Source organism: Acidimangrovimonas sediminis (assembly GCF_002871005.1).
Classification (GTDB): domain Bacteria; phylum Pseudomonadota; class Alphaproteobacteria; order Rhodobacterales; family Rhodobacteraceae; genus Acidimangrovimonas; species Acidimangrovimonas sediminis.
In genome coordinates this window covers 94050-120383 of the sequence record NZ_PHSN01000004.1, presented here as the reverse complement: position 1 = coordinate 120383, position 26334 = coordinate 94050, and the positions used below count along the sequence as shown (strand labels likewise).

General features: G+C 66.2%; 30 protein-coding genes. 4 read left to right on the top strand and 26 right to left on the bottom strand.

From position 1 onward, the window contains the following. Positions 1 to 143: 143 nt before the first annotated feature. The 4 genes from CVV76_RS02810 to CVV76_RS02795 all read left to right on the top strand — a co-directional run bounded on the left by CVV76_RS02810 (position 144) and on the right by CVV76_RS02795 (position 3441). Entirely contained in the window at positions 144 to 614 is a 471-nt protein-coding gene (locus tag CVV76_RS02810; RefSeq protein ID WP_102223106.1) for a YbaK/EbsC family protein, read from the top strand. Positions 615 to 750: 136 nt separating this feature from the next. Continuing rightward, positions 751 to 1185, top strand: a complete 435-nt coding sequence (locus tag CVV76_RS02805; protein ID WP_102223105.1) for a DUF2852 domain-containing protein — start codon at positions 751 to 753, stop codon at positions 1183 to 1185. A gap of 59 nt (positions 1186 to 1244) precedes the next feature. Then, entirely contained in the window at positions 1245 to 1718 is a 474-nt protein-coding gene (locus CVV76_RS02800) for an RDD family protein (RefSeq protein WP_102223104.1), read from the top strand. Between the two features lie 229 nt (positions 1719 to 1947). After that, entirely contained in the window at positions 1948 to 3441 is a 1494-nt protein-coding gene (locus tag CVV76_RS02795) for a DEAD/DEAH box helicase (protein WP_102223103.1), read from the top strand. Here CVV76_RS02795 and CVV76_RS02790 read toward each other — a convergent pair. From CVV76_RS02790 to CVV76_RS02665, 26 genes are all read right to left on the bottom strand, one after another. Next, a complete protein-coding gene (locus CVV76_RS02790) occupies positions 3428 to 4261 on the bottom strand; it encodes a hypothetical protein (protein ID WP_102223102.1) in 834 nt (277 codons plus the stop codon). The two genes, CVV76_RS02795 and CVV76_RS02790, sit on opposite strands and share 14 nt — an antisense overlap. Before the next feature lie 4 nt (positions 4262 to 4265). Continuing rightward, the gene (locus CVV76_RS02785) at positions 4266 to 5948 is read right to left on the bottom strand and encodes a ribonuclease J (RefSeq protein WP_102223101.1); all 1683 of its coding nucleotides are present in this window, start codon (positions 5946 to 5948) and stop codon (positions 4266 to 4268) included. Next, positions 5945 to 6724, bottom strand: a complete 780-nt coding sequence (locus CVV76_RS02780) for a type III pantothenate kinase (protein ID WP_102223100.1) — start codon at positions 6722 to 6724, stop codon at positions 5945 to 5947. The genes CVV76_RS02785 and CVV76_RS02780 overlap by 4 nt, the downstream gene beginning before the upstream one ends. A 10-nt stretch (positions 6725 to 6734) precedes the next feature. Next, positions 6735 to 7490 carry a biotin--[acetyl-CoA-carboxylase] ligase gene (locus CVV76_RS02775; protein ID WP_233192690.1) on the bottom strand — a complete coding sequence of 252 codons (756 nt, stop codon included), beginning with the start codon at positions 7488 to 7490 and terminating at the stop codon, positions 6735 to 6737. After that, positions 7480 to 8922: an NADH-quinone oxidoreductase subunit NuoN gene (gene nuoN, locus CVV76_RS02770; protein ID WP_102223099.1), complete on the bottom strand. Its 1443-nt coding sequence runs from the start codon at positions 8920 to 8922 to the stop codon at positions 7480 to 7482. Before nuoN ends, CVV76_RS02775 begins: the two co-directional genes overlap by 11 nt. 13 nt (positions 8923 to 8935) lie before the next feature. Further along, positions 8936 to 10501, bottom strand: coding sequence for an NADH-quinone oxidoreductase subunit M (locus tag CVV76_RS02765; RefSeq protein WP_102223098.1), 1566 nt, complete (start codon positions 10499 to 10501; stop codon positions 8936 to 8938). Position 10502: 1 nt separating this feature from the next. Continuing rightward, on the bottom strand, positions 10503 to 12605 hold the full coding sequence (gene nuoL, locus CVV76_RS02760; protein ID WP_102223097.1) for an NADH-quinone oxidoreductase subunit L: 2103 nt from the start codon (positions 12603 to 12605) through the stop codon (positions 10503 to 10505). A 7-nt stretch (positions 12606 to 12612) separates the two neighbouring features. After that, positions 12613 to 12918: an NADH-quinone oxidoreductase subunit NuoK gene (gene nuoK / locus CVV76_RS02755; RefSeq protein ID WP_102223096.1), complete on the bottom strand. Its 306-nt coding sequence runs from the start codon at positions 12916 to 12918 to the stop codon at positions 12613 to 12615. 77 nt (positions 12919 to 12995) lie between these two features. Continuing rightward, positions 12996 to 13610: an NADH-quinone oxidoreductase subunit J gene (locus CVV76_RS02750; protein ID WP_102223095.1), complete on the bottom strand. Its 615-nt coding sequence runs from the start codon at positions 13608 to 13610 to the stop codon at positions 12996 to 12998. Beyond that, positions 13607 to 14017, bottom strand: coding sequence for a carboxymuconolactone decarboxylase family protein (locus CVV76_RS02745; protein ID WP_102223094.1), 411 nt, complete (start codon positions 14015 to 14017; stop codon positions 13607 to 13609). Before CVV76_RS02745 ends, CVV76_RS02750 begins: the two co-directional genes overlap by 4 nt. Further along, on the bottom strand, positions 14014 to 14430 hold the full coding sequence (locus CVV76_RS02740) for a carboxymuconolactone decarboxylase family protein (protein WP_233192689.1): 417 nt from the start codon (positions 14428 to 14430) through the stop codon (positions 14014 to 14016). Before CVV76_RS02740 ends, CVV76_RS02745 begins: the two co-directional genes overlap by 4 nt. Beyond that, positions 14427 to 14921: an NADH-quinone oxidoreductase subunit NuoI gene (gene nuoI, locus CVV76_RS02735; RefSeq protein WP_102223092.1), complete on the bottom strand. Its 495-nt coding sequence runs from the start codon at positions 14919 to 14921 to the stop codon at positions 14427 to 14429. Before nuoI ends, CVV76_RS02740 begins: the two co-directional genes overlap by 4 nt. Before the next feature lie 12 nt (positions 14922 to 14933). Then, positions 14934 to 15482 carry a hypothetical protein gene (locus CVV76_RS02730; RefSeq protein WP_146010235.1) on the bottom strand — a complete coding sequence of 183 codons (549 nt, stop codon included), beginning with the start codon at positions 15480 to 15482 and terminating at the stop codon, positions 14934 to 14936. 2 nt (positions 15483 to 15484) lie between these two features. Continuing rightward, entirely contained in the window at positions 15485 to 16522 is a 1038-nt protein-coding gene (gene nuoH, locus CVV76_RS02725) for an NADH-quinone oxidoreductase subunit NuoH (protein WP_102223090.1), read from the bottom strand. Positions 16523 to 16549: 27 nt separating this feature from the next. Continuing rightward, positions 16550 to 16942, bottom strand: coding sequence for a hypothetical protein (locus CVV76_RS02720; protein ID WP_102223415.1), 393 nt, complete (start codon positions 16940 to 16942; stop codon positions 16550 to 16552). Between the two features lie 58 nt (positions 16943 to 17000). Next, complete coding sequence (gene nuoG, locus CVV76_RS02715; RefSeq protein WP_102223089.1) at positions 17001 to 19019, bottom strand: NADH-quinone oxidoreductase subunit NuoG; 2019 nt, start codon at positions 19017 to 19019, stop codon at positions 17001 to 17003. Positions 19020 to 19025: 6 nt separating this feature from the next. Then, positions 19026 to 20321 (bottom strand): NADH-quinone oxidoreductase subunit NuoF, encoded by a 1296-nt coding sequence (nuoF, locus tag CVV76_RS02710; RefSeq protein WP_102223088.1) that lies wholly within the window; start codon positions 20319 to 20321, stop codon positions 19026 to 19028. A 4-nt stretch (positions 20322 to 20325) separates the two neighbouring features. Continuing rightward, a complete protein-coding gene (locus CVV76_RS02705; RefSeq protein ID WP_102223414.1) occupies positions 20326 to 20556 on the bottom strand; it encodes a DUF5337 family protein in 231 nt (76 codons plus the stop codon). 63 nt (positions 20557 to 20619) lie between these two features. Further along, positions 20620 to 21345, bottom strand: a complete 726-nt coding sequence (locus tag CVV76_RS02700; RefSeq protein ID WP_102223087.1) for a hypothetical protein — start codon at positions 21343 to 21345, stop codon at positions 20620 to 20622. A gap of 28 nt (positions 21346 to 21373) precedes the next feature. After that, positions 21374 to 22639 carry an NADH-quinone oxidoreductase subunit E gene (locus CVV76_RS02695; protein ID WP_102223086.1) on the bottom strand — a complete coding sequence of 422 codons (1266 nt, stop codon included), beginning with the start codon at positions 22637 to 22639 and terminating at the stop codon, positions 21374 to 21376. Next, on the bottom strand, positions 22639 to 22956 hold the full coding sequence (locus CVV76_RS02690; protein ID WP_102223085.1) for a hypothetical protein: 318 nt from the start codon (positions 22954 to 22956) through the stop codon (positions 22639 to 22641). Before CVV76_RS02690 ends, CVV76_RS02695 begins: the two co-directional genes overlap by 1 nt. Continuing rightward, positions 22953 to 23237 (bottom strand): hypothetical protein, encoded by a 285-nt coding sequence (locus CVV76_RS02685; RefSeq protein WP_102223084.1) that lies wholly within the window; start codon positions 23235 to 23237, stop codon positions 22953 to 22955. The genes CVV76_RS02690 and CVV76_RS02685 overlap by 4 nt, the downstream gene beginning before the upstream one ends. Then, entirely contained in the window at positions 23234 to 24469 is a 1236-nt protein-coding gene (locus tag CVV76_RS02680) for an NADH-quinone oxidoreductase subunit D (protein WP_102223083.1), read from the bottom strand. The genes CVV76_RS02685 and CVV76_RS02680 overlap by 4 nt, the downstream gene beginning before the upstream one ends. After that, positions 24466 to 25089, bottom strand: coding sequence for an NADH-quinone oxidoreductase subunit C (locus CVV76_RS02675; RefSeq protein WP_408607871.1), 624 nt, complete (start codon positions 25087 to 25089; stop codon positions 24466 to 24468). Before CVV76_RS02675 ends, CVV76_RS02680 begins: the two co-directional genes overlap by 4 nt. 9 nt (positions 25090 to 25098) lie before the next feature. Further along, positions 25099 to 25623, bottom strand: coding sequence for a NuoB/complex I 20 kDa subunit family protein (locus CVV76_RS02670; protein WP_199178480.1), 525 nt, complete (start codon positions 25621 to 25623; stop codon positions 25099 to 25101). After that, positions 25623 to 25988, bottom strand: a complete 366-nt coding sequence (locus CVV76_RS02665; RefSeq protein WP_102223081.1) for an NADH-quinone oxidoreductase subunit A — start codon at positions 25986 to 25988, stop codon at positions 25623 to 25625. Before CVV76_RS02665 ends, CVV76_RS02670 begins: the two co-directional genes overlap by 1 nt. Between the last annotated feature and the right edge of the window lie 346 nt (positions 25989 to 26334).

Sequence of the window (26334 nt, the reverse complement as noted above, 5' to 3'; positions counted from 1 at the left end):
TCGTCTTGGCCCAAATACTCCCGCCGGGGGCATCCGCCCTCGCCACCCTGCACGCCCCCCCGATCACGCTCCCCTTTCCCGCCTTGCCTTTCCCCCTGTGCCCCCGCAGTCTCCGCCCCGCCCACAAGACGAAGGAGACTGGGATGAGCAAGAGCTTAAAGCGGGTGAAGGCCGCGCTGGAAGCCGCGGGGGTGGAGCACGACCTGCGCGAGATGGAGGTCTCGACCCGGACCGCGCAGGAGGCCGCCGATGCCGCGGGCTGCGAGATCGACCAGATCGTCAAGTCGATCATCTTCCGCGGCGAGACCTCGGGCCACGTCAAGCTGTTCCTCACCGCCGGCGGCAACCGGGTCAGCGACGCCAAGGCCTCGGCCCTTGCGGGTGAACCGCTGGGCAAGGCCGATGCCGATCTGATCCGGGCCGAGACGGGATTCGCCATCGGGGGCGTTTCGCCGGTCGGCCATCTCACACCGGTCACGGCCTTTCTCGACCCCCGGATCATGACGTTCGACATTGTGTGGGCGGCGGCCGGCACGCCGCGGCACATCTTCTCGATCCGTCCCGATGCGTTGCAGGCGTTGACCGGCGCGCCGGTCGCCGACTTCACCATCTGAGCGCAAGCCGCTGATCCTGAACGACGAAACCGGGCCCATGTGAAAAACATTCACATGGGCCTTGATTTACCGTCCGGCCCTCCCGATCTTGGGGATGTGAAAGCAGTTCACATCAACCCCGAGACGGAGTTCGCACATGACCGCCATCACCGCCTGGCCCGGCCAGGCCCAGGACTGGCTCGACGCGCGCGGCAAGGCCGCCTGGATCGCCGCCATGGTTCTTGGCTTCATCTTCTTCTGGCCCGTGGGCCTTGCCCTTCTCTTCTACATGATCTGGAGCAAACGCATGTTCACCGGTTCCTGCCGCCACGCCCGCCATCATCACCGCCACGGTCGCCACGGCTGGGGCCGGGAATGGGGTCCCTACGGCATGCCCTCCTCGGGCAACACCGCCTTCGACGCCTACAAGGCCGACACCCTGCGCCGGCTGGAGGAGGAACAGGAGGCCTTCAACGCCTTCCTTCAGCGCCTTCGCGATGCCAAGGACAAGCAGGAATTCGACGCCTTCATGGATGACCGCGCCCGTGCCGCCCGCGAAGGCACGCCCGACACCGACCCCAAGGCGGACTGATCCCCACACTCCCCGGGCGGGTCCTTGCAGGCCCGCCCCGGCCACCCATATAGGACGCCATGACCTGGACCGACCCGACACGCACCGCCGCGACCGCCGACGGCCTTCCCGACCCGGATTTCGCTGCGGGCTTCTACAGCGACGTGGCCCCCAAGCGCCTGCTGGCTTGGGTGGTCGACACGCTGATCGTCTTTTTCGCAACGCTTCTGGTCGTGGTGCTGACCGTCTTCATCGGCGCCTTCTTCTTTCCGGTCCTGTTCCTCGGGATCAACTTTCTCTACCGCTGGGTGACGCTGGCCCGCGGTTCGGCCACCTGGGGCATGCGCCTCGCCTCGATCGAGTTCCGTACGCTGCAGGGCGACAGGCTCGACCTCGCCACCGCCTTCTTCCACACTCTGGGTTACTCGCTCTCGCTCTCCTTCGTCTTCCCCCAGATCATCTCGGTCGTGCTGATGCTGACGACGGCGCGCGGCCAGGGGCTGAGCGACCTGATCCTCGGGACCGCCGCGATCAACCGCACCGCCCGGTACTGAGGGGCCCGCACCGCGCCCCTTGACCGGGGCCGGAGCCCCCCGGACATCGGCGATATCGGCGCACATGATGGCGAACGCAGCGTCCCCGATTGACCTTTCCGGCGTTTTCCGCTAGCCCCTTGCCATCCCGCGAGGTTTTGACTTGACGGGTGCCAACCAGACGCCGGGACGCCCGGAAATCGCGTCCCTCAACCAAGCGTGGCCCGATGCCGCGACAACCAGGACGCTAATGACCAAATTCACTGATCTCGCCTTGGACCCCAAGGTGTTGAGCGCCGTCTCAGACGCCGGCTACGAAACCCCGACCCCGATCCAGGCCCAGGCGATTCCGCCCGCGTTGGAAGGACAGGACGTGCTGGGCATCGCCCAGACCGGCACCGGCAAGACCGCCAGCTTCACCCTGCCGATGATCACCCTCCTGGCCAAGGGCCGGGCCCGGGCGCGCATGCCGCGCTCGCTCGTCCTCGCGCCGACGCGGGAACTTGCCGCCCAGGTGGCCGAGAACTTCGACATCTACGCCAAGAACACCAAGCTGACCAAGGCACTCCTGATCGGCGGCGTGTCGTTCGGCGAACAGGACAAGCTGATCGACAAGGGCGTCGACGTGCTGATCGCCACCCCGGGCCGCCTGCTCGACCATTTCGAGCGTGGCAAGCTTCTGCTCACCGGCGTGCAGATCATGGTGGTGGACGAGGCTGACCGGATGCTCGACATGGGCTTCATCCCGGATATCGAGCGGATCTTCCAGCTGACGCCGTTCACCCGGCAGACCCTGTTCTTCTCGGCGACCATGGCGCCCGAGATCGAGCGGATCACCAACGCCTTCCTGCACAACCCCGCCCGGATCGAGGTTGCGCGACAGGCCACCGCGTCGGAAAACATCGAGCAGAAGCTGTTCTCGATCACGCCCTCGCGCCGCGACCGCTCCTTCACCGAGAAACGCGCCCTGCTGCGGGCACTGATCGAGAGTGAGGGCGAGGCCTGCCAGAACGCAATCATCTTCTGCAATCGCAAGATCGACGTGGACGTGGTCGCCAAGTCGCTGAAATCGCACGGCTTCGACGCCGCGCCCATTCACGGCGACCTGGACCAGTCGCAACGCATGCGCACGCTCGACGGCTTCCGCGACGGCACGTTGCGGTTCCTCGTGGCTTCTGACGTGGCCGCCCGTGGCCTTGATATTCCGGCGGTCAGCCATGTCTTCAACTTCGACGTGCCCAGCCATGCCGAAGATTACGTCCACCGCATCGGCCGCACCGGACGAGCCGGTCGCAAGGGCCGCGCCTACACTCTCGCCGTGCCGGCGGACGACAAGTATCTCTCGGCGATCACCTCGCTGATCAAGAAGGACATTCCCGCGGGCGAGGTGCCGGACTTCACCGCATCGCCCGACCGTCCGCCGCGCGAGGACCGCAACAAGGACGGCGGTCGTGACGGCGGCCGCAGCAGCCGCTCGCGGTCGCGCTCGCGCAGCCGCCGGGACGAAGATCGGAGCGATGCCGCGCCCGAAGCGAAACCGGCCGAGGTGGTCGAGGACAAGCGGGCGGACGCCGCGCCCGAGGAACGCGCGCCTCAACCGCGTCAGGAGCGTAGCGACAGCCGTAGCGAAGGCCGCGGCGATCGCCGCCGCAACGACCGCCGTGACCGGCGCGACGAAGAGGTCGTGGTCGGCATGGGCGATCACATGCCCGACTTCCTGACCCGCAGCTTCAAGACGTCGTAAGGATCTCGGCCGCCCGCGCGTCCAGGTGGCGCGCGGCGAAGGTGGCGTTGCTCTCGGCGAACATCTCCCGGATCCGGGCCCGCATCGCGTCGTCCACGAACCGCGCCGGGCTCGGGCCGATCTCGGCCACGATCCGCTCCAGCCCCGCGCGAAAGGCCATCTGCCTCTCCGGATCCGGTTCGACCTCGCGATACAGCATCAGTGCCCGGGTCAGCGGGACGTCCAGCGACGGGTTCGCCCGCGCACCGGTATCGGCCACAGCAAACCCGGTGACGGCCGCGAAATCGGCGCAGACGTCCCCTGCGCAGGTCTTCCGATCATATAGCCGCGCGGTCACCCTCTCGCGGCCGAAGACCTCTTCCCACGGCGCAATACGTTTGAGAAAATCAAAGCTGCTGCCGTGGGTTGCAAGATAATCCTCAACCGTTTTCGCAACATCCCGGGCCACCCGCAACCGGCCCCTCTGGTGCTGGCGAAACCCGCTTTCGACCAGATCCTCCTGCCGTCGCACGTAATAGAGGATCCGCAGGTCGGCACCGGAAAACACCTCGGCCAGCTGCGCCACCTTCGCGGGCCCGGCGAAGCACAGGCTTTCGGATGACAACACCCCGTCGCCACCGCCGATCTCGTCGCGCGCCGCGGCGATCCGGTCCAGCATCTGAGGGCCATAAATCGGTGGGTCGACCGGGAACAGGCGGTTGTGATCGCCCTCGGCGCTGCGCCCGGTCTGCGGGTAGACAAAGCCCCGGCCCCGCACCAGGCCGGCCTGAAGGGCCGATGACCCCGTCTTGCCGTGCCCGATGTGGAGCCAGAGCGTCATGTCCTCAGCCGTCCAGCCGCGAGACCACCGTCGTCACCTCGGGCTTCTTGCCGACCTCTTCCATCGACACCTGCCGCACGATCCGCCGCAGCGCGTCGTCCAGCTTGTCGTCGTCGCGCAGAACCTTCTGGTCGGCACGGTCGAGGAACTCCGTCAGGTCGCCCTCGATCGCCTCGACGAGCGGGCGGCCGGACTTGCCGGTCTCGGCGAGCCCCATCACCTCGGCCCAGGCATCGCCCAGCGGTTCGCCCGCCTCGTCGAGGATCAGCGTCACCATCACATGGCCGTTGAGCGCCATGCGGATCCGGTCGCGGATCACCCCGTCCATCGCGCCCACCATCACGTTGCCATCGAGATAGACCCGGCCCGTCTCGATATATTCCGCCACCTGCGGATAGCCCGTGGTGAGGTCGATCATCATCCCGTTCGTCGCAACTTCGGTCGACATCCCCTTGGATTCGCCCAGTTTCGCGTGTTCGCGCAGGTGGCGGTGCTCGCCATGCATCGGGATCAGGATCTTGGGGTGCAGCAGGTCGTGCACACCCTCCAGGTCGGGCCGGTTGGCGTGACCCGACACGTGATAGAGGCCGCCGCGGTCGTCGATGACGTCGACGCCCATCTCGGACATGTTGTTGACGATGCGGATCACCCCGCGCTCATTGCCCGGGATCACCTTGGACGAGAACAGGAAGGTGTCGCCTTCCTTCAGGCTCAGCCCGAGGTACTTGCCGCGCGCCAGCTGCGCCGTGGCGGCGCGGCGCTCCCCCTGGCTGCCGGTGACGATCAGCATCAGGTGTTCGCGCGGGATGTCCGCGGCCTGCTCCGGGGCGACCAGCGATGGGAAATCGGTCAACACGCCGCTATCGACCGCTGCCGTCACCATGCGCTTCATCGCGCGCCCCATCAGGCAGACCGAGCGCCCCGCCGCCTGGCCGGCATCGGCCAGCGTCTTCAGCCGTGCGACGTTCGACGCGAAGGTGGTCGCCACCATCATCCCCGGGGCGCTTGCCACCAGTTCGGCCAGCGGCTCGGCCAGCGTGGCCTCGGACCGGCCCGGCGCGGGCGAGAAGATGTTCGTGCTGTCGCACATCAGCGCCAGCACGCCGTTGCCTTCCTGCGCGATGCCGTGCCACTCCTTCGGGTCGAAGGCCTCGCCCACAACGGGCGACCCGTCGAGCTTGAAGTCGCCCGAATGCACGACGCGGCCCGCCGGCGTGTCGATGATCAGGGCCGAGCTTTCCGGGATCGAATGCGACACCGGCACGAACTGCACCTTGAACGGCCCCGCCTCGACCACGTCGGGCCGCGGCTCGACGATCGAGACGACGTTGGCGGGCTGCCCTCGGTCCTCGAGCTTCATCGCGGCCAGCGTGCCGGTGAAGCGGCGGCAGTAGACCTGCGCCTTGAGCTGCGGCCAGAGGTGGCCGAGGCCGCCGATATGGTCCTCGTGCGCATGGGTGATGAAGATCGCCTCGATCCGGTCGGCGCGTTCCACCAGCCACGAGATGTCGGGCATGATCAGGTCGACGCCGGGCGTCGTGTCCATGTCGGGGAAGGTCACGCCGAGATCGACGACGATCAGCCGTTCTCGCCCTTCCGGCCCATAGCCGTAGACGTAGCAGTTCATGCCGATCTCGCCCGCGCCACCGAGGGGCAGGTAGATCAGCCGGTCCTTTTTGTTGCTCATAAGGGCCCGTTTTCCTTGTTATAGGCGTGAATGACGGTCAGACCGTGCATGGTCAGATCATCCTCGATAGTGTCGAAAAGAACCTCTCCAGAGGCGAATAGCGAAGCGAGGCCGCCGGTGCCGATCACCTTCATCGGGCGGTCGCTCTCACCGCGGATCCGCTCGCAAAGCTCGCGGATCAGGCCGACATAGCCCCAGAAGATGCCCGACTGCATGCAGGCCACGGTGTTGGTGCCGACAACGCGTTGCGGCTTGGTGATGTCCACGTGCGGCAGCGCGGCGGCCGCCATGTGCAGCGCCTCGAGCGACAGGTTGACGCCCGGCGCGATGACCCCGCCGATATAGGCGCCGTCCTGGGCCACCACGTCGAATGTGGTGGCGGTGCCGAAATCCACGACGATCAGGTCGCCGCCGTGCCGGTCGAACGCGCCCGCGGTGTTCACCAGACGGTCGGGCCCCACGCCCGAGCCCGCGTCAACCCGCGGCGGGTGCGGAAGCAGGCAATCGGGGCGGCCCACCACGAGGGGTCGCGCGTTGAAGTAGCGGTCGGCAAAGACGCGCAGGTTGAACACGACCCGTGGCACGGTGGACGAGATGATGACGTCGGTGATCTCGGGCCGGATGCCATGGTGTTCGACCAGCGTGGTGAACCAGACGAAATACTGGTCGGCCGTGCGCTGATGTTCGGTCGAGGTGCGCAGCGTGCACAGGAAGCGCGCGCCGTCCCAGATGGAGAAGACGGTGTTGGTGTTGCCGCAGTCGATGCAGAGGAGCATTCCGCCCTCCTCAGAAGAAGATCTCGGCCGCGGGGATGGCGCGGCGCCCGTCGGGCGTGTCTAGAACAAGGTTGCCCTGCGCGTCCACTGTCTCGAAACGGCCCTGCTGCACCGTCTGGCTGGTCCGGGCGGTGATCTGCTCGCCCAGACGGGCCGCGCGCTGCAGCCAGGCCTCGCGGATCGGGCCGAAACCGTAGGTGGTGAACTGTGCCTCGCGGGCGGCATAGGCGCTTGCGAGAAGATCGAGGAATTCCTCGGGTGTCACAACGGCGCCGGTCTCTTCCAGAAGGCTGACCGGGCGCAGGGCACCGGGTTCGACCTCGCCCGCGGCGGGGGCCGCGGCCAGGTTGACGCCGATCCCGATCACGAGATGTGCGACACCCCTGCCCGTCCCGGCGCTTTCCAGAAGGATGCCCGCCACCTTGCCGCCGTTCAGCAGCACGTCGTTCGGCCACTTGAGCGCGAAGGGCGCCGCGCGGCCCGTCGCGTCGACGAAAGCGTCGTGCAGGGCCAAGGCGGCGACGAAGCTGCGCAGCGCCACAAGGTCGGGCGCCTCGGTCGGGCGCATCACCAATGTGCCCGCGAAATTCCCCTCGGGCATGGCCCAGGGCCGGCCGCGCCTTCCCCGTGCCGCGCTCTGACGCAGCGCCAGGATCCATTCGGGCCCCGCCAGCAGCGGGACCCTCCGGATAGCCTCGGCATTGGTCGAGTCGGTCTCGGCCAGGATCACCCGGCCATAGCCCGCGGGCCAGCCGCTACGGGACAAGGGTTGCGGCGGCTGCGTGGGCCAGCCCCTCGACACCGAAGAGGTTGACGATCCCCACGAGCATGATCACCGCCGTGCCCATCAGCATGATCCAGGGCACGATGTTCATGGTGCCGGTGTCCAGACCCTCCGTCTCCTGCCCGAAGTACATGTAGTAAACGATGCGCAGGTAGTAGTAGGCACCGATCACCGACGAGATCACCGCTAGTACCGCAAGCCAGGTCATGTTCGCCTCGATCGCCGCGCGCAGCACGTAGAACTTGGCGAAGAAGCCCACGGTCGGCGGCACGCCCGCCAGCGAGAACATCAGGATCAGGATCGCCAGCGCCTTCAGCGGCTCCTTCGCGGCGAAGTTGTTGAGCGAGGCGAGATCGGTGATCTGCCGCCCGTCGCGTTCCATCGACAGGATGAAGGCGAAGACGCCCACGTTCGTGGTGGCGTAGATCACCATGTACATCAGCATGGATTCCACGCCGAACTGCGTGCCCGACGACAGGCCCACCAGCGCATAACCCATGTGGGCGATCGAGGAATAGGCCATCAGGCGCTTGATGTCGGTCTGCCCGATCGCCCCGAAGGCGCCCAGGAACATCGACAGCACCGCCAGCACCGCCAGGATCTGGCTCCAGTCCGCGGGCGCGGTGCCGAAGGCGTCGAACAAGAGGCGCGCGATCAGCGACATCGCGGCGACCTTCGGCGCGGTCGCGAAGAAGGCGGTGACCGGGGTCGGCGCACCCTCGTAGACGTCGGGTGTCCACATGTGGAACGGCACCGCGGAGATCTTGAACGCGAGGCCCGAGATCAGAAACACGAGGCCGAACAGCAGCCCCAGCGACATGTGCCCGCCATGGATCGTGCTTAGGATGCCCTTGAACTCGGTCGTGCCGGCGAAGCCATAGGTCAGCGACGCGCCGTAAAGCAGGATCCCCGACGACAGCGCGCCCAGAACGAAATACTTCAGGCCCGCCTCGGTCGACTTGGCGCTGTCGCGGCGCAGCGAGGCCACGACGTACAGCGCAAGCGATTGCAGCTCCAGCCCCATGTAGAGCGACATCAGGTCGCCCGCGGACACCATCACCATCATGCCCACGACGGCCAGCGCCACCAGCACCGGATATTCGAACCGGGCAAGGCCGCGGCGCACCATGTAATCCTGCGCCATGACCAGCACGGCCGCCCCCGACAGCAGCACCGTCACCTTGACGAACCGCGAGAAGCCATCGTCGATGAACATGCCGTTGAACGCGGTATGCGTGCCGGGCCCGGTGATCCCGATCCAGAAGGCCAGCGCCGCGAACACCGCCGCCGTCACCCAGGTGAGCAGCGGCATGGTGCGGTCCTTGCCGGTGTAGACCCCGTACATCAGCGCGGCCATCGCATAGACCGCCAGCACGATCTCGGGAAGCAGAAGGCTCAGATCTTCGGAAATCATGTGTTCTCTGTCCTTACTGTGCGGGGGCGATCAATGCGCCGGGGTCGAAGGCCGCCTGGGCCGCGGTCACGTCGTTGACGAGGTCGGCGACGCTCGGTCCCACGAGGTCGGTGACCAGCGACGGGTAGAAACCGAAGAGCAGCGTCAGCGCAACGAGAGGGGCGAAGATCAGCTTCTCGCGGGCGTTCATGTCGGTGATCGTCTTCAGGCTTTCCTTGATCAGCTGCCCGAAGACCACCCGGCGGTAAAGCCACAGCGAATAGGCCGCGGCCAGGACCACGCTGGTGGTGGCGAACATCGCGACCCAGGTGTTCACCTGGAAGGCGCCGACGAGGATCAGGAATTCCCCCGCGAAGTTGGCGGTGCCCGGCAGGCCCACGTTCGCCATGACGAAGAACATGAAGACCAGCGCATAGCGCGGCATCCGGTTCACGAGGCCCCCGAAAGCGTCGATCTGGCGGGTGTGCATCCGGTCGTAGATCACGCCGACGCAGAGGAAGAGCGCACCCGACGAGAACCCGTGCGCCACCACCATCAGGATCCCGCCCTGGATCCCCTGCTGGGTGGCCGAGAAGATGCCCACCAGAACCACGGCCATGTGCGCGACCGAGGAATAGGCGATGACCTTTTTCACGTCCTCCTGCACCAGCGCGACGAGCGAGGTGTAGATGATCGCGATCACGGCCAGCGCCATGGCGATGGGTCCGACAATCGTCGTGGCTTCGGGGAACATCGGCAGGGTGAAGCGCAGGAAGCCGTAGTCCGCGATCTTCAGAAGGATCGCCGCCAGCACGATGGAACCGGCCGTCGGCGCCTCGACGTGGGCCGCGGGCAACCAGGTGTGCAGGGGCCACAGCGGCATCTTCACGGCGAAGGAGATGAAGAACGAGATCCACAGAAGCGTCTGCACCCCGCCCTTGATCGGGATCCCCCATATATGGATCGTCTGGTACGGGAAGCGGTGTGTCAGCAAGCCGCCTGCCCCGTTCGCGCCGCCCGCCATGTCGGTCGTGCCCGTCATGTGGTAGATCGCGATGATCGCGACCAGCATGAAGATCGAGCCGGCGAAGGTGTAGAGGAAGAACTTGAACGCGGCATAGACGCGATCCTGCCCGCCCCAGATACCGATGATCAGGAACATCGGGATCAGGCCGCCCTCGAAGAACAGGTAGAACAGCACGAGGTCGAGCGACATGAACGTGCCGAGCATCAGCGTTTCCAGGATCAGGAACGCCATCATGTATTCCTTGACCCGGTACTCGACGTTCCAGCAGGCCAGGATCACGAAGGGCATCATGAAGCTCGTCAGCATGACGAAGCTGATGGAGATGCCGTCGATCCCCATCTTGTAGTGGAAGCCGAGGATCCAGCGGTAGTTCTCGAGGAACTGGAACCCGGTGTTCGACGGGTCGAACCCGGCCAGCACGAAGAGCGAGATCAGGAAGCTCGCAGTGGTCGCAAGCAGCGCCACATACTTGGCGTTGCGCTGTGCCGCTGCGTCGTTGCCGCGCAGGAACACCGCGAGGACAAGCGCCGCCACCGCCGGGATGAAGGTGATGATGGAAAGCAGGTTGTCCATGTTACTGCGCCCCTCCGGTGAGCGTCATCCAGGTCACCAGGAGGGTAATGCCGATCACCATGGTGAATGCGTAGGTATAGACGAAGCCCGACTGCAGCCGCCCTGCGGCACGGGTCATCGCCGGGATGATCCGGGTCGCCAGCGCGTTGATCGAGCCGTCGATCACCACGCCGTCGCCCCAGCGCCAGAAGAACCGGCCGACCGCCAGCATCGGGCGCACGAAGATCGCGTCGTAAAGCTCGTCGAAGTACCACTTGTTCAGCAGGAACAGGTACAGCGGGCGCTGGCTTTCGGCCAGCTTGCCGGGCATCGACGGGCTGCGGATATACATCACCCAGGCCAGCAGGAAGCCAAGCGCCATCGCGATGAAGGGCGAGATCTTCACCCAGGCCGGTGCATGGTGCGCATGTTCGATCGCCTGGTTGTCCTCGCGCAGGTAGATCGCCCCGGCCCCCGGCTTGGTCGCCTCGGCCGCGCCAAGCGCGTTGGGGATCTGGTGTTCCTGCGACAGGATGTTCTGCGCACCGCCGTCGGCCACCTGTTCGGCATGGGTCGGCAGGTGGAAGAAGCTTTCCATGCTCTTCTCGTTGCCGAAGAAGCTGTTGTACCAGATCATCCCCGCAAAGGTCGCGCCGAGGGCGAGCACGCCCAGGGGGATCAGCATGACCATCGGGCTTTCATGCGCATGCTCATGCGCGTGCTTGTCGCCCTTCGGCGCGCCGAAGAAGGTCATGAAGATCAGGCGCCAGGAGTAGAACGAGGTGAAGGCCGCGGCGATCACCAGCATCCAGAAGGCATAGCCCGCGCCATTCGCGCCCCAGACACCCTCGATGATGGCATCCTTCGAGTCATAGCCGGCAAAGCCGATCGGAATGCCGAACAGATCGCCGGTGAACGGAATGCCGGTGCCCGTGATGGCCAGCGTGCCGATCACCATCATCCAGAAGGTGAAGGGGATCTTCTTCCTCAGCCCGCCATAGCTGCGCATGTCCTGCTCGTGGTGCATCGCGGTGATGACCGAGCCGGCGCAGAGGAACAGCAGCGCCTTGAAGAAGGCGTGCGTCATCAGGTGGAACATTGCAGCCGAGTAGACGCCAGCACCCGCCGCCGCGAACATGTAACCCAGCTGCGAACAGGTCGAATAGGCGATCACGCGCTTGATGTCGGTCTGCACCAGGCCCACGGTCGCGGCGAAGAAGGCGGTGGTCGCGCCGATCACCAGCACCAGCGCGGCCGCGCCGGGCGCGTATTCGTAAAGCGGCGACATCCGGCAGACGAGGAACACACCCGCGGTCACCATGGTCGCGGCGTGGATCAGCGCCGACACAGGCGTCGGGCCCTCCATCGCGTCCGGAAGCCAGGTGTGCAGGAAAAGCTGCGCCGACTTGCCCGCCGCCCCGATGAACAGCAGCACGCCGATCACGTCAGCCGCGTTCCAGGTGGTCCAGAGAAAGCCGATGTGCATCTGCGCCAGCTCGGCCGACTTCGGGAAGATGATGTCGAAGTTGATGCTGTCGGTCGCCACGAAGATCGCGAAGATCCCCAGGAGGAAGCCGAAGTCACCGACACGGTTTACGATGAAGGCCTTGATCGCCGCCGCGTTGGCCGAGGGTTTCTTGTAGTAGAACCCCACCAGCAGGTACGACACCAGGCCCACGCCCTCCCAGCCGAAGAACAGCTGCAGCAGGTTGTTGGCGGTCACCAGCGCCAGCATGGTGAAGGTGAAGAGCGAGATATAGGCGAAGAACCGGGCGCGGTAGTTCTCGCCCTTGCTCTCGTCGAAATTCTCGTCATGCGCCATGTAGCCGATCGAGTAGAGATGCACGAGGGCCGAGACCGTGGTCACCACGATCAGCATGATCGTCGTCAGCCGGTCGAGCCGCACGCCCCAGTTGGCCTGAAGGCTACCCGAGTCGATCCAGCGGAAGATCGTCACCACCTGCGTGTTCCCGTCGAACGAGAAGAACACGAACCACGCCGCGATCGCCGCGGCGAACAGGAGCGCGGTGGTCAGCCACTCTGCCCCTGTCTCGGTGATGAAGCGCCAGCCGAAGCCCGCGACGATGGCGCCGACGAGCGGCGCGAAGAGGATGAACTCGACCATGAAACCTTCAGCCCTTCATCATGTTGACGTCGTCGACCTCGATCGACCCGCGCGCCCGGAAGAAGCACACGAGGATGGCGAGGCCGATCGCCGCCTCGGCGGCGGCCACTGTCAGGACGAACATGGTGAAGACCTGCCCCGCCAGATCGCCCAGGAAGTGCGAGAAGGCGACGAAGTTGATGTTCACCGACAAGAGCATGAGTTCGATCGACATCAGGATGACGATCACGTTCTTCCGGTTCAGGAAGATTCCGAAGATGCCGATGACGAAGAGCGCCGCCCCGACCACCAGGTAATGAGTCAATCCGATCATGTCCGTCCCTCCGGGCCGTGCCCGTGTCTTTCCCTAACTGCCCGGCGGCGCCCGCCGGGGCCTTCGATTGCCGGGGGCTAGAGACCCTGCCCCGGCTTCACATCCTTCAGTTCCATCGCCTTGGCCGGATCGCGCCACATCTGCGCCAGCACGTTCTGGCGCTTGACGTCGCGGCGATGGCGCAGCGTGAGCAGGATCGCCCCGATCATTGCTACCAGCAGCACCAGCGCGGCCAGCATGAAGAGGAACACGTACCGGTCGTACAGCAGCAGCCCCAGCGCCTTGGTGTTCTGCACCTGCGCCAGATCCGGCGTCACCGCCTGTCGCAACGCCTCGGCCTGCGGCGCGCTGTGCCAGTTGCCGTAGAGCATCCCGAACTCGACCAGCAGCACGACGCCGATCAGGATCGCCAGCGGCATGTAGCGCACCATCTCGGCCCGAAGCTGGGAGAAGTCGACGTCCAGCATCATGACGACGAAGAGGAACAGCACCGCGACCGCGCCGACGTAGACGATGATCAGCAGCATCGCGACGAATTCCGCGCCGGCCATGACGAACAGCCCCGCCGCCGACAGGAAGGCCAGGATCAGCCACAGCACCGAATGCACCGGGTTGCGCGCAATCGTCACGAGAACGCCCGAGGCGACCGTGACGATGGCGAAGAGATAGAAGACGAAAGCCGCGACCGTCATTCGCTTTGCTCCTCCGTGTCGTCGTAGACGCTCTGGGCAATCTCCAGCGCGCGTGTCATGGCGGGCACCCCGCCGAACATGGACATCTGGGTGATCACCTCGGCGACCTCCCGTTTCGTGGCGCCGGCCTCGATCAGGTGGCGGATGGTAAGCCGCATCTGCGGCTCGGCCTGCGCGCCCATAACCGTGAGTGCGGCCAGTGTCACCAGCAGACGTGTCTTTGAATCGAGCCCGTCGCGGTTGAAGGTGCGGCCGAACCACATCTCCATCATGTCGGCGGGCACCGTCGGCATGTAGGCGTCGAAGGCCTTGAACTGCATGCTGTCCAGCGCCGGGTTGAAGGCACGGACCATCTCCTGCCCCTGCTCGACCATCTGCTGGAACATCTTGGTGAACGGTTCCGTCATGCCGCGCCCTCCGCTTCGATCCCCGCCTCTTCGAACACCTCGAGCGCCGCGTTCAGCGCGTTGATCATGGCGGGCATGCCGCCGTAGAGGTGCATCTGGAAGATCGCCTCGGTGATCTCGCGCGGCGCGGCGCCGGCGCGCAGGGCCGACCCGATGTTGACCTTGAGCTGCGGCCGGGTCTGCCCGCCGAGGGCGGCCAGCGCCCCCACGGTCACCAGAAGCCGCGTCTTCAGGTCCAGCCCCTCGCGGGAATAGACCGCGCCCATGCCATGGCCCACCACCGTCTCGGCGACGGCGCCGGGCAGCCAGCGGTCGTAGCGCGCGACCAGCGCGGCTTCCATCCCGGGGTTCAGCGTCTCGGCCAGGGACTGGCCGGACATCCGGTGGGGCGTATGCGGGCTCTGCTCGGTCATCTGTAGGGGGCGTCCAGCTCCAGGTTGCGGGCGATCTCGGCTTCCCAGCGCAGGCCGTTGTCGAGCAGCCGCGCCTTGTCGTAGAACAGCTCTTCGCGCGTTTCGGTCGAGAACTCGAAGTTCGGCCCCTCGACGATCGCGTCCACCGGGCAGGCCTCCTGGCAGAAGCCGCAGTAGATGCACTTGGTCATGTCGATGTCGTAGCGCGTCGTGCGGCGCGAGCCGTCGTCGCGGGGTTCGGCGTCGATGGTGATCGCCTGCGCCGGGCAGATCGCCTCGCACAGCTTGCAGGCGATGCAGCGCTCCTCGCCGTTGGGATAACGGCGCAGCGCGTGCTCGCCGCGGAAGCGCGGCGACAGCGGGCCCTTCTCATGCGGGTAGTTCAGCGTCGCCTTGGGCGCGAAGAAGTACTTGAAGCCCAGCCGGAACCCCTTGATGAAATCCACCAGGAAGAAGTACTTGACGGCGCGGTTCACATCTATCTTGGACATCTCCACCTCCGTTCACTCGCTCTTGCAGGTGGGCGCGCTGGCCATCACCTTGCGCACGTAGGTCTTTGCACGGTCCGACAGCGGGTTGACCCCCTGCAGCGTCGGCCAGCTGGCCGGCACCAGTTCGTTCTTCACCTGACAATAGACGCTCTGGAAGCCCTCGACGCAGGAGGTGTTGCCGCGGCCCTTGCACATGTCGGCATCGGCCAGCACGGCAAAGCCGAACAGGAACGGCTTGCGCCCGGCCTCGTGCCCGAAGCGGCGGATCACCGGCTGCACGATCTCGGCAAGGTCCTTCGGCTTGGCGCGCGCCGCGGCCTCGGTAAAGGCCATCTGCAGAAACACCATGCCCGCCGGCGTGTCGATCCCCTTGCCGGGGACGATGCGCCCCTCGAGGTTGAGCATCAGCGCCGCGTCATAGGCACAGCGGTAATCGCCGCGATTGAAGCAGTACTTCGCCTGGCTCCACGAGGCGCCCGGCTCGGCCGCGGCGGCAGGAACGGTGCCGAGGGCGAGGAGGCCCGTGACAATTGCGAAGAGGAGGGGAATTGCGCGTTTCATCATCAGGATCCCATCGCCCAGCGGGCCCAGAAGTGCCCGAGGATTTCGTATTTCGCGAGGAACGCCACCAGCACGACCCAGATCAGGCTGAGCGGCAGGAACACCTTCCAGCCGATCCGCATCAGCTGGTCGTAGCGGTAGCGCGGGGTGATCGCCTTCACCATCGCGAAGAGGAAGAAGAAGAAGATCATCTTCGCGACCATCCACAGCGCGCCGTCCGGCAGCCCGGGGATCGGGCTCAGCCACCCGCCGAAGAACAGCAGGCTGATCAGCGCGCACATCAGAAAGATCGCGATATATTCGCCCGCCATGAACAGCAGGTACGGCGTCGAGGAATATTCCACCATGAACCCGGCCACGAGCTCCGATTCCGCCTCGGGCAGGTCGAAGGGCGGGCGGTTGGTCTCGGCCAGTGCCGAGACGAAGAACAGCACCACCATCGGCAGGTGCGGCAGCCAGTACCAGTTCAGAAGGCCCAGGTGCCCCTTCTGCGCCGCCACGATGTCGGTGAAGTTCATCGAGCCGGTCGAGATGATGATGCCGATGATGATCAGGCCCAGCGACACCTCGTAGGAGATCATCTGCGCCGCCGACCGCAGCGAGCCGAGGAACGGGTATTTGGAGTTCGACGCCCAGCCACCCATGATCACGCCGTAGACCTCGAGCGACGAGATCGCCATGACGAACAGGATCGCCACGTTGATGTTCGCCAGCACCCAGCCCGGCGCGAAAGGAATGACGGCCCAGGCGGTCATCGCCAGCACGAAGCTGAGCATCGGAGCGAGGAAGAACACCGCCTTGTCGGCGCCCGCCGGCACGACGATTTCCTTCACGACGTACTTCAGCGCGTCGGCGAAGGTCTGGAACAGACCCCAGGGGCCCACCACGTTGGGGCCCCGGCGCATCTGGACCGCGGCCCAGATCTTGCGGTCGCCGTAGACCATGTAGACGAGGCTGACCATCACGAACGCAAGGACGAGGATCCCCTGCAGGATGATCAGGATCGCCGTCCCCAGCCCGGTTGAAAAGAACTCTGCCATGCGTGCCTCTATCCCTCGCGGCGGTCGTCAGACCGTCGGAATCCCCTTTTTGCCGCAATCGCGCACCGTCGCCTCGGCGTCGATCGTCTTGGTCCCCGGCGGAAGCTCCGCCGAGATCAGATAAACCGCATCGGCGCGCATCACGCCCCGCTTGTCGGTCACGTTGGTGCGGACCTGCCGTGCATAGCCCGCGCCGCGGATCAGCGCGTATTGCGCCGCGGCGCAGCGCGCGTAATCCAGCACGTCCGGCCCCGACCGCGCGCCCTTCATCGCGACGCGGAAGTCGACCATGTCATTGTCCATCAGGATCGTGTCGATCCCGAGGTAGGTCGGATGGAACTCCGCCACCTTCGCCTTCTCGGGTGCGACGGCGGTTCCGTCCGGTGTCTTCTGGGTCGCGGCGGCACAGCCCCCCAGCATCGCAAGCGATGCGGCGGCGAGCGTCAGCCTTGCCATGTCGCGACCCGTCATCATCCCGTCACTCCGCTGCCAGCGGCTGCGCCGCCCGTTCCGCGGCCATCCGCGCCAGTTCGCCCATCAGCTGCGACGCGCGCGCGATCGGGTTGGTCAGGTAGAAGTCGCGGTGCGCGTTGCGGAAATCGGCCTTGGCCGGCGCAGCGAACTCGACCGGGGTCCACGCGTTCTCGGGCACGGTGTCGAGCTTGGCGAGGTGCGGATGCGCCCCGATCATCGCCCGGCGCAGCTCGGCCAGCGAGTTCCACGGCTGCGTCGCGTCCAGCTCGGCCGATAGCGCCCGCAGGATGGCCCAGTTCTCTTTCGCCTCGCCAGGGGCGAACCCCGCGCGCAGCGCCAGCTGGGGCCGCCCCTCGGTGTTGACGAAGAGACCGTTCTCCTCGGTGTAGGCCGCCCCCGGCAGGATCACGTCGGCACGATGCGCGCCGCGGTCGCCGTGGCTGCCCTGGTAGATCACGAAGGCACCGGGCGCGATCTCCACCTCGTCGGCGCCAAGGTTGTAGACCACCTCGGCCCCTTCCAGCGCGGCGATTCCGCCATCGGTCGTGGCGCCCACATCCATGGCCCCGACCCGCCCCGCGGCCGTGTGCAGGACCAGAAGCTTCGAGTTGCTTGCCTCGACCAGCTTCATCACCTGGCCCAGCACGGCGGCGCCGTCGGCCTCGGTCAGGGCGCCCTGCCCGACGATGACCAGAGTGTTCTTGGCCTTCGTGTCCTCGGTCACTTCGGCCCCTGCCAGATCGACCAGCGCGGCGCGATCCGCACCCACGTGATCGTAATCATAGGTCAGGTCGGTCGCGGCGCCGATCAGGCCGACCTGCGCGCCGCGCAGCCAGGCCTTGCGGATCCGGGCGTTCAGCACCGGCGCCTCGTCGCGCGGGTTGGTGCCGATCAGCAGGATCATCTCCGCCGCGTCGATATCCTCGATCGCCGCGGTACCGACATAGCCCGACCGGTTGCCCGCGGGCAGCTTCGCCCCGTCGGTACGGCATTCGACGACACCGCCCAGCCCCTCGACCAACTGCTTGAGCGAATATGCCGCCTCGGTCGGCGCCAGATCACCAACCAGACCCACGACCTTCTTGCCCTTCATCGCCGTGGCGGCGGCAGACAAGGCCTCGGGCCAGGTGGCCGGGCGCAGCTTGCCGTTCTCACGGATGTAGGGCTTGTCCAGACGCTGGCGCCGCAATCCGTCCCAGATGAAGCGCGACTTGTCCGACAGCCATTCCTCGTTCACGCCGTCATGGTTGCGCGGCAGCACGCGCATCACTTCGCGGCCCTTGGTGTCGACCCGGATGTTCGACCCGAGCGCATCCATCACGTCGATCGTCTCGGTCTTGGTCAGCTCCCACGGGCGGGCGGTAAAGGCGTAGGGCTTCGACACCAGCGCGCCCACCGGGCACAGGTCGATGATGTTGCCCTGCAGGTTACTGTCGAGCGTCTGGTTCAGATAGCTCGTGATCTCGGAATCCTCGCCGCGGCCCGTCTGCCCCATCTGGGTGATGCCCGCGACCTCGGTCGTGAAGCGCACGCAGCGGGTGCAGGAGATGCAGCGGGTCATGTGCGTCTCGACCAGCGGGCCGAGGTTGAGCTCTTCCGCCGCGCGCTTGGGTTCGCGGTAGCGCGAAAAGTCCACGCCGTAAGCCATGGCCTGGTCTTGCAGATCGCACTCGCCGCCCTGATCGCAGATCGGACAGTCCAGCGGGTGGTTGATGAGCAGGAACTCCATCACCCCCTCGCGGGCCTTCTTGACCATGGGAGAGTTGGTCTTGATCTCCGGCGGCTCGCCGTTCTTGCCGGGGCGCATGTCGCGCACCTGCATGGCGCAGCTGGCAGCGGGCTTCGGCGGGCCGCCGACCACTTCCACCAGGCACATGCGGCAGTTGCCGGCGATCGACAGACGCTCGTGGTAGCAGAAGCGCGGGATTTCCACCCCCGCCTGCTCGCAGGCCTGGATCAGGGTCAGGGCCGGGTCGACCTCGACCTCCTTGCCGTCGATGATGATCGTTCTCAGGTCAGCCATTGCTACTTACTCCGCTGCCATCGCGCCCATACGGCCGGTGCGCTTGGCCTTGATCCGGTCCTCGATCTCCTCGCGGAAGTTCCGGATCAGGCCCTGGATCGGCCAGGCCGCCGCGTCGCCCAGGGCACAGATCGTGTGGCCCTCGACCTGCTTGGTCACGTCGAAGAGCATGTCGATCTCCTCGAGATCCGCCTCGCCCTTCACCAGCCGGTCCATGACCCGCATCATCCAGCCCGTGCCCTCGCGGCAGGGCGTGCACTGGCCGCAGCTTTCGTGCTTGAAGAAGGCCGACAACCGCCACACCGCCTTCAGCACGTCGGTCGACTGGTCCATGATGATCATGCAACCAGTGCCGAAGGACGACCGCGCCTCGCGCATCCAGTCGAAATCCATGATCCCGTCCTCGATCTGGTCCTTGCGCAGGACCGGACAAGAGGCACCGCCCGGAATGATGGCCTTGAGGTTGTCCCAGCCGCCGCGGATGCCGCCGCCGTGCCGCTCGATCAGCTCGCGCACCGGCAGGCCCATCGATTCCTCGAAGACGCAGGGGGTGTTCACGTGACCGGTCAACGCGAAAAGCTTGGTCCCCGAGTTGTTCGGCCGCCCGAAGGAGGCGAACCATTCCGGCCCGCGGCGCAGGATCGTCGGCGCGACCGAGATGGATTCGACGTTGTTCACCGTGGTCGGGCAGCCGTAGACGCCCGCGCCCGCCGGGAACGGCGGCTTCATCCGCGGCATGCCCTTCTTGCCCTCGAGGCTTTCCAAAAGCGCGGTTTCCTCGCCGCAGATATAGGCTCCCGCACCGTGGTGCAGCGTGATGTCGAAATCCCAGCCCGAGTTGCAGGCGTTCACGCCGATCAGGCCGGCATCATAGGCCTCGTCGATCGCCGCCTGCAGCGCCTCGCGCTCACGGATGTATTCGCCGCGGATGTAGATGAAGGCCTTGTGCGCCCCCATCGCGAACGATGCCACCAGCGCGCCCTCGACCAGCGCATGCGGGTCGTGGCGCATGATCTCGCGGTCCTTACAGGTGCCGGGCTCGGATTCGTCGGCGTTGATCACCAGATAGGCCGGGCGCCCGTCGGTCTCCTTCGGCATGAAGGACCACTTGAGGCCGGTCGGAAAGCCCGCGCCGCCACGGCCGCGCAGACCCGAGGCCTTCATCTCCTCGACGATCTTGTCGCGGCCCTTTTCCAGGATCGCCTTGGTGTTGTCCCAGTGGCCACGCCGCATGGCGCCCGCCAGCGAACGGTCGTTCATGCCGTAGAGGTTGGTGAAGATCCGGTCCTGATCGCTCAGCATGCCATCAATCCTTGTTCTCCTGCCGCGCCCGCCAGACGCGCCAGACCATTGCGAAGGCGAAGACGAAGGCGGCCAACGCCGCAAAATCCAGGAGGAAGGCGTAAGCCGGGTGCACCCCGACCTGACCGCCCGCCAGCGAGCCGCCGACCCAGACCAGCATGGTCACGGCGATCACGATCGCCGCGAGCCGCATCTGCGCGGCCTGCCGTTCCTCCGGGTCCCTCGTTCCTGTCATCGCCCAGTTCATTCCCAGTCAGTTTCCTTCGGCCGATCGCCGCCCCTGCGTCATCCCGGCCACTCAATCCTTGTACACGCCGCCCTTGTCGACGCGCTGCGAGAACTCCGTCTCGCCGCCGCCAGCCAGCGTCCTGGCCTGCGCCACCCAATCGTCCCGGGTGACCCGGCCGCGGAACCCTTCCAGGTTCTCGTCGACCCAAGCGATCTCTTCCGCGCTCCAGCCCGCGATCTGGTCGAGGTGGTAGACCCCCATCGCATTGAGCGCCTGCTCAAGCTTGGGCCCGACCCCCTTGATCCGCTTGAGGTCGTCGGCCTTGCCGCCCCGCGGTTCCGACAGAACGCCGGGCTTTCCCGGCTCCCCCGTCACTTCGTTCCCCACCGCCGCCTTCTCCGACTCGGGCGCGTCTTTACCCACCGGGGCCGCGTTTTGTTCGACGACGGTCGGCGCGACCTCGGGCTCCACCGGGGCCTCCGGCGTCGCGGGCTGCGCCGCCGCATTGGTCACCGGGTTGACCTGCGCGGGCACAGGCCGCGGCATGGACGGCTTGTCCGGCGCGGGACCCACCGCCTCATGTCCGCCGAGAAGGCTGCCCCTCTCGCCAACACCACAGGCCGCCCAGCGAAGAAACAGCCAGACGGCGAGGAACACGATCAGACCGCCGAGGAAGGCACCGAAGAGCGACCAGCCGAAGTCGCTGCGCAACAGGCCCGCGAACAACACGCCGGCCAGAAGGCCGATCACGACGGTGATCCCGCCGCATGTGTATATCCACGGTTTGTTGTTCATTCTCAATACCCTCGGCGGCAATCTTCACTCAATCGTAAACGTCACCCTTGTCGACGCGCTTGGAAAAATCCGTCTCGCCCCCGGACGCCAGAAGCTTCGCCTGCGCCACCCAGTCGTCGCGGCTGACACGGCCCTTGAACCCTTCGAGATTGCCGTCGACCCAGGCGATCTCATCCTCGGTCCAACCGGCGATCTGGTCGAAATGGAAGAACCCCATCTCGTGCAGCAGCTGCTCCAGCTTCGGGCCGACGCCCTTGATCCGCTTGAGGTCGTCCGCCTTGCCATCTTTCGGCGCGGAAAGCGTCGCGGGCTTGGTCCCCTCGGCGGCGGCTTCCGTAGACGAAGTATCCTTTGCCGCCCCGGTTTCCTTCGCGGCCCCGGAGGCCGAACCAGAGGCCGGCTTCTCGTCGGGCGCGCTCGCCGGCTTGCCCTTGGAGCTGACCTCGCTCGCGGCCTTGGGGTCGGGGCGTTCGGATTTCGGCGCCTCGGAGGCCGGGGTTTCCTCGGTCACGTCTGGCTTCGGCACCACCGGGTTGTCGGCCTTCGCCGTCCCCTTGCCCGCGGTGCCCTCGGCCCATTTGTCGGCCCGGTCCTGCCACGGCGTCGACAGCGGCACCTCGGTGCCGTCGATGCGCTTGAGCGTGTCACCGAGCGCGAGCGCCCGGGTGACCGATGCGTTATGCTCCATCCGGCCCTCGACATGCGCCGTCAGAACCACCGGCCCGCCCTTGGGTTCGGACGAAAAGCGCCCGTTCTGCGGCCCCGGCTTCGGCACCTCGCCCTGGGCCATGCGGCCAAGGATGTCGGAAAAGATCTCGGGCGTCAGGTCCTCGTAGTAATCCTTGCCGATCGCCGCCATCGGGGCGTTCGAGCAGGCGCCGAGGCATTCCACCTCTTCCCACGAGAACTTGCCGTCGGCCGACAATTCGAACGGGCGCGCGGCGATCTTTTCGCGGCAGACCGCGATCAGATCCTCGGCGCCGCAGATCATGCACGTCGTGGTGCCGCAAACCTGCACATGCGCGACCGACCCGACGGGCGCGAGCTGGAACATGAAGTAGAAGGTCGCGACCTCGAGCGCCCGGATATAGGCCATGTCCAGCATCTCGGCCACGGTCTCGATCGCGGGACGGGTCAGCCAGCCCACCTGTTCCTGCGCGCGCCACAGGAGCGGGATGATCGCGCTGGCCTGCCGCCCCTCGGGGTACTTGGTGATCTGTGCCTCGGCCCAGGCCTGGTTGGCGGGCGTGAAGGCAAAGCTCTCGGGCTGTTCGGGATGAAGGCGGCGCAGCATCAGGAGGGGGCTCCGGTCTGGACGATCGTGGCGGGCCGCAAAGCGGCGACCGCCGTGAAGTGTTTCGTGGTCGGATGGCCCGCACGCACGCCGGTCGGCGCGGCACGATGGGCCAAGCAGGCGAAGGCGGCAGGCGCCGCCGCGATCCCCGCGAAACTGCGATGGATCGGAAAGGTGCGGCCCGGACGGGCCATGGCGCGGGACGCGTGCGGCACGCGCAGAGCCCGGAGACCGCGTTGGAACGGCATGCACAGGCCGCCGGTGCAAAGCACCGCGGCCGCCGCCATTTCCAGTGCCACGATCCCGAGATCCGTCATCCCTGGCAGTCCTCCAGCACGTAGGTGTCGGCGCCCCGGGCCTTGGCCCTGCCCTCGCGCACCAGCACGTCGAGAACGGCCGCCGCCCGGGCGGTATCAAGCCCCGCGGATTTCAGCACCGAGGCCTGGTTCGCGGCATCCACCTTGCACCCCGCCTCTTTCATCGCGCGCGCCATCGCCGACACCTCTGCCGGGCGCGGACCGCCCTCGGCAAGGGCCGGGGCGGCAGCCACGACGACGGCCGCCGTGGCGGCGCCAAGGAGGGAAAGGCCCGTCGTCACCGGTCGACCTCGCCGAACACGATGTCGAGCGAGCCGATGATCGCCGAAACGTCGGCCAGCAGGTGGCCCGAGGCGACATGGTCCATCGCCTGCAGGTGCAGATACCCCGGCGCGCGGATCTTGGCGCGGTAGGGTTTGTTCGTCCCGTCCGACACGAGGTAGACCCCGAACTCGCCCTTCGGCGCCTCGACCGCGGCATAGACCTCGCCCGCCGGCACGTGGAAGCCTTCGGTATAGAGCTTGAAGTGATGGATCAGCGCCTCCATCGAGCGCTTCATCTCGCCGCGTTTCGGCGGGGTGATCTTGCCGCGCGCCAGGATGTCGCCCTGGCCCTCCGGCGCCCGCAGCTTCTCGATCGCCTGGAGGATGATGCTGGTCGATTGCCGCATCTCCTCCATCCGGCACAGGTAACGGTCGTAGCAATCGCCGTTCTTGCCCACCGGGATCTGGAAGTCGAACTCGTCGTAGCATTCGTAGGGCTGCGAACGGCGCAGGTCCCAGGCCAGGCCGGAACCGCGCACCATGACGCCCGAGAAGCCCCATTTCTGGATGTCGTCCTCGGTCACGATGGCGATGTCCACGTTGCGCTGCTTGAAGATCCGGTTCTCGGTCAGCAGCTCGTCGAGGTCATTGATGTGGCTGGGGAATTCCTTTGCCCAGGCCTCGATGTCGTCGAGCAGCGCAGGCGGCAGGTCCTGGTGGACGCCGCCGGGCCGGAAATAGGCCGAGTGCAGCCGCGCGCCGCAGGCCCGCTCGTAGAACACCATCAGCCGCTCACGCTCCTCGAAGCCCCAGAGCGGCGGGGTCAGCGCGCCCACGTCCATCGCCTGCGTGGTCAGGTTCAGAAGGTGGTTCAGCACCCGACCGATCTCGCAGAACAGCACGCGGATCAGCGAGGCCCGGCGCGGCACCTCGATGCCGGTCAGCTTCTCGATCGCCAGGCACCATGCATGTTCCTGGTTCATCGGCGCCACGTAGTCGAGGCGGTCGAAATACGGCAGGTTCTGCAGGTAGGTGCGGCTTTCCATCAGCTTCTCGGTGCCGCGGTGCAGCAGGCCGATATGCGGGTCGGCGCGTTCGACGATCTCGCCGTCCAGCTCCAGCACCATGCGAAGAACGCCGTGCGCGGCGGGGTGTTGCGGGCCGAAGTTGATGTTGAAGTTGCGGATCTTCTGTTCGCCCGTCTGGGCGTCGCCGAACTTGCCCGTGCGCGGAGTGCTGCCGTCCATCATTTCGCCCCCTCCTTCTCGTCGCCCGGAAGGATGTATTGCGCGCCCTCCCAAGGGCTCATGAAGTCGAACTGCCGGTATTCCTGCACCAGCTTGACCGGCTCGTAGACCACCCGCTTCTCGACCTCGTCGTAGCGGACCTCGACATAGCCGGTGGTCGGGAAATCCTTGCGAAGCGGGTGGCCGCGGAAGCCGTAGTCGGTCAGCAGGCGCCGCAGGTCCGGGTGTCCCGAGAACAGGATGCCGAACATGTCGAACACCTCGCGCTCGAACCAGCCGGCCGAGGGATGCACCCCGGTGATCGAAGGCACCATCTCGTCCTCGCGCACCGCAACCTTCACGCGGATACGGTGGTTCTGCCACATCGAGAGGAAGTGATAGACCACGTCGAACCGCGCCGGACGCTCCGGATGGTCGATCGCCGTCAGATCCACCAGCGTGGTGAAGCGGCACGAGGGATCCGTGCGCAGAAACTCGATGAAGGACGGGATCGCGGCCAGCGTCGCCTCGATCGTCAGCTCGCCGCGCGTGACGGTCGCATCAAGCACCGCCTCGGGGCGTTTGTGACGCAGATGGGCGGCAAGGTCGTTCAGGGCGCCCTCTTTCTGAGCCATGTCGGACATGGTGCCCTCCTAGCGGGTGATTGTGCCGGTGCGGCGGATCTTGCGCTGCAGCTGCAGCAGGCCGTAAAGCAGCGCCTCGGCGGTCGGCGGACAGCCCGGGACATAGATATCGACCGGCACGACGCGGTCGCAGCCGCGCACCACGGAATAGCTGTAGTGGTAATATCCCCCGCCATTCGCGCAGGATCCCATGGAGACGACATAGCGCGGCTCGGGCATCTGATCGTAGACCTTGCGCAGCGCCGGCGCCATCTTGTTGGTCAGCGTGCCCGCGACGATCATCAGGTCCGACTGCCGGGGCGAGGCCCGCGGCGCCATGCCGAAGCGTTCCACGTCATAGCGCGGCATCGACACCTGCATCATCTCGACCGCGCAGCACGCCAGGCCGAAGGTCATCCAGTGCAGCGACCCGATGCGGGCCCAGTTGATCACGTCCTCGGTCGAGGTCAGCAGGAACCCCTTGTCCTGCAACTCGCGGTTCAGGGCCTGGGTGGCGAACTCGGGGTCGCCGCCCGCGGTGTTCGGTCCGGTCATCACTCCCATTCGAGGGCCCCCTTCTTCCATTCATAGGCGAAGCCGATGGTCAGCACGCCGAGGAAAATCATCATTGCCCAGAAGCCCAGCATGCTGATGGACCCGAAGGCCACCGCCCAGGGAAACAGGAACGCCACCTCGAGATCGAAGATGATGAACAGGATCGAGACGAGGTAGAAACGGACGTCGAACTTCATCCTGGCGTCGTCGAAGGCGTTGAAGCCGCATTCGTAGGCCGAGACCTTCTCGGGGTCGGGGTTGCGCACAGCAACCACCACCGCCGCGAGGATCAGGATCAGCCCCAATGCCACTGCCATCGCCAGAAAGATGAGGATCGGGAGATAGTCACGGAGCAGATGGTCCACGAGGCGCCTCCTTGTTTTTCCGGCGGGCACTCGGATCAGGCGCTCGCCGCTTCGTTCGGGCTGCGCCTCATTTACTCCGCCACCCCAGCCGGGTCAACCGAAGGTGACCACAGGAGGCCCCTTGCGGACAAGGGTTTTCAAGAGGTTGCAAAAAATCAAATTCCTGAATTCCGGTCACGAATGCTGCGCCGCGGCTAAAACCTTGCGCGACTCAGTGACGCTGCGACTCTGCGACGGCAAGAGAACATGTTCGCGGGCGGCGGCATGTCGCCGGCGCGCCGGCCCTGGGCACGGGGTGCGGATCGCGGCCCGGCCACGCGGCACCACAAGACGTGGCGCGGGGCGG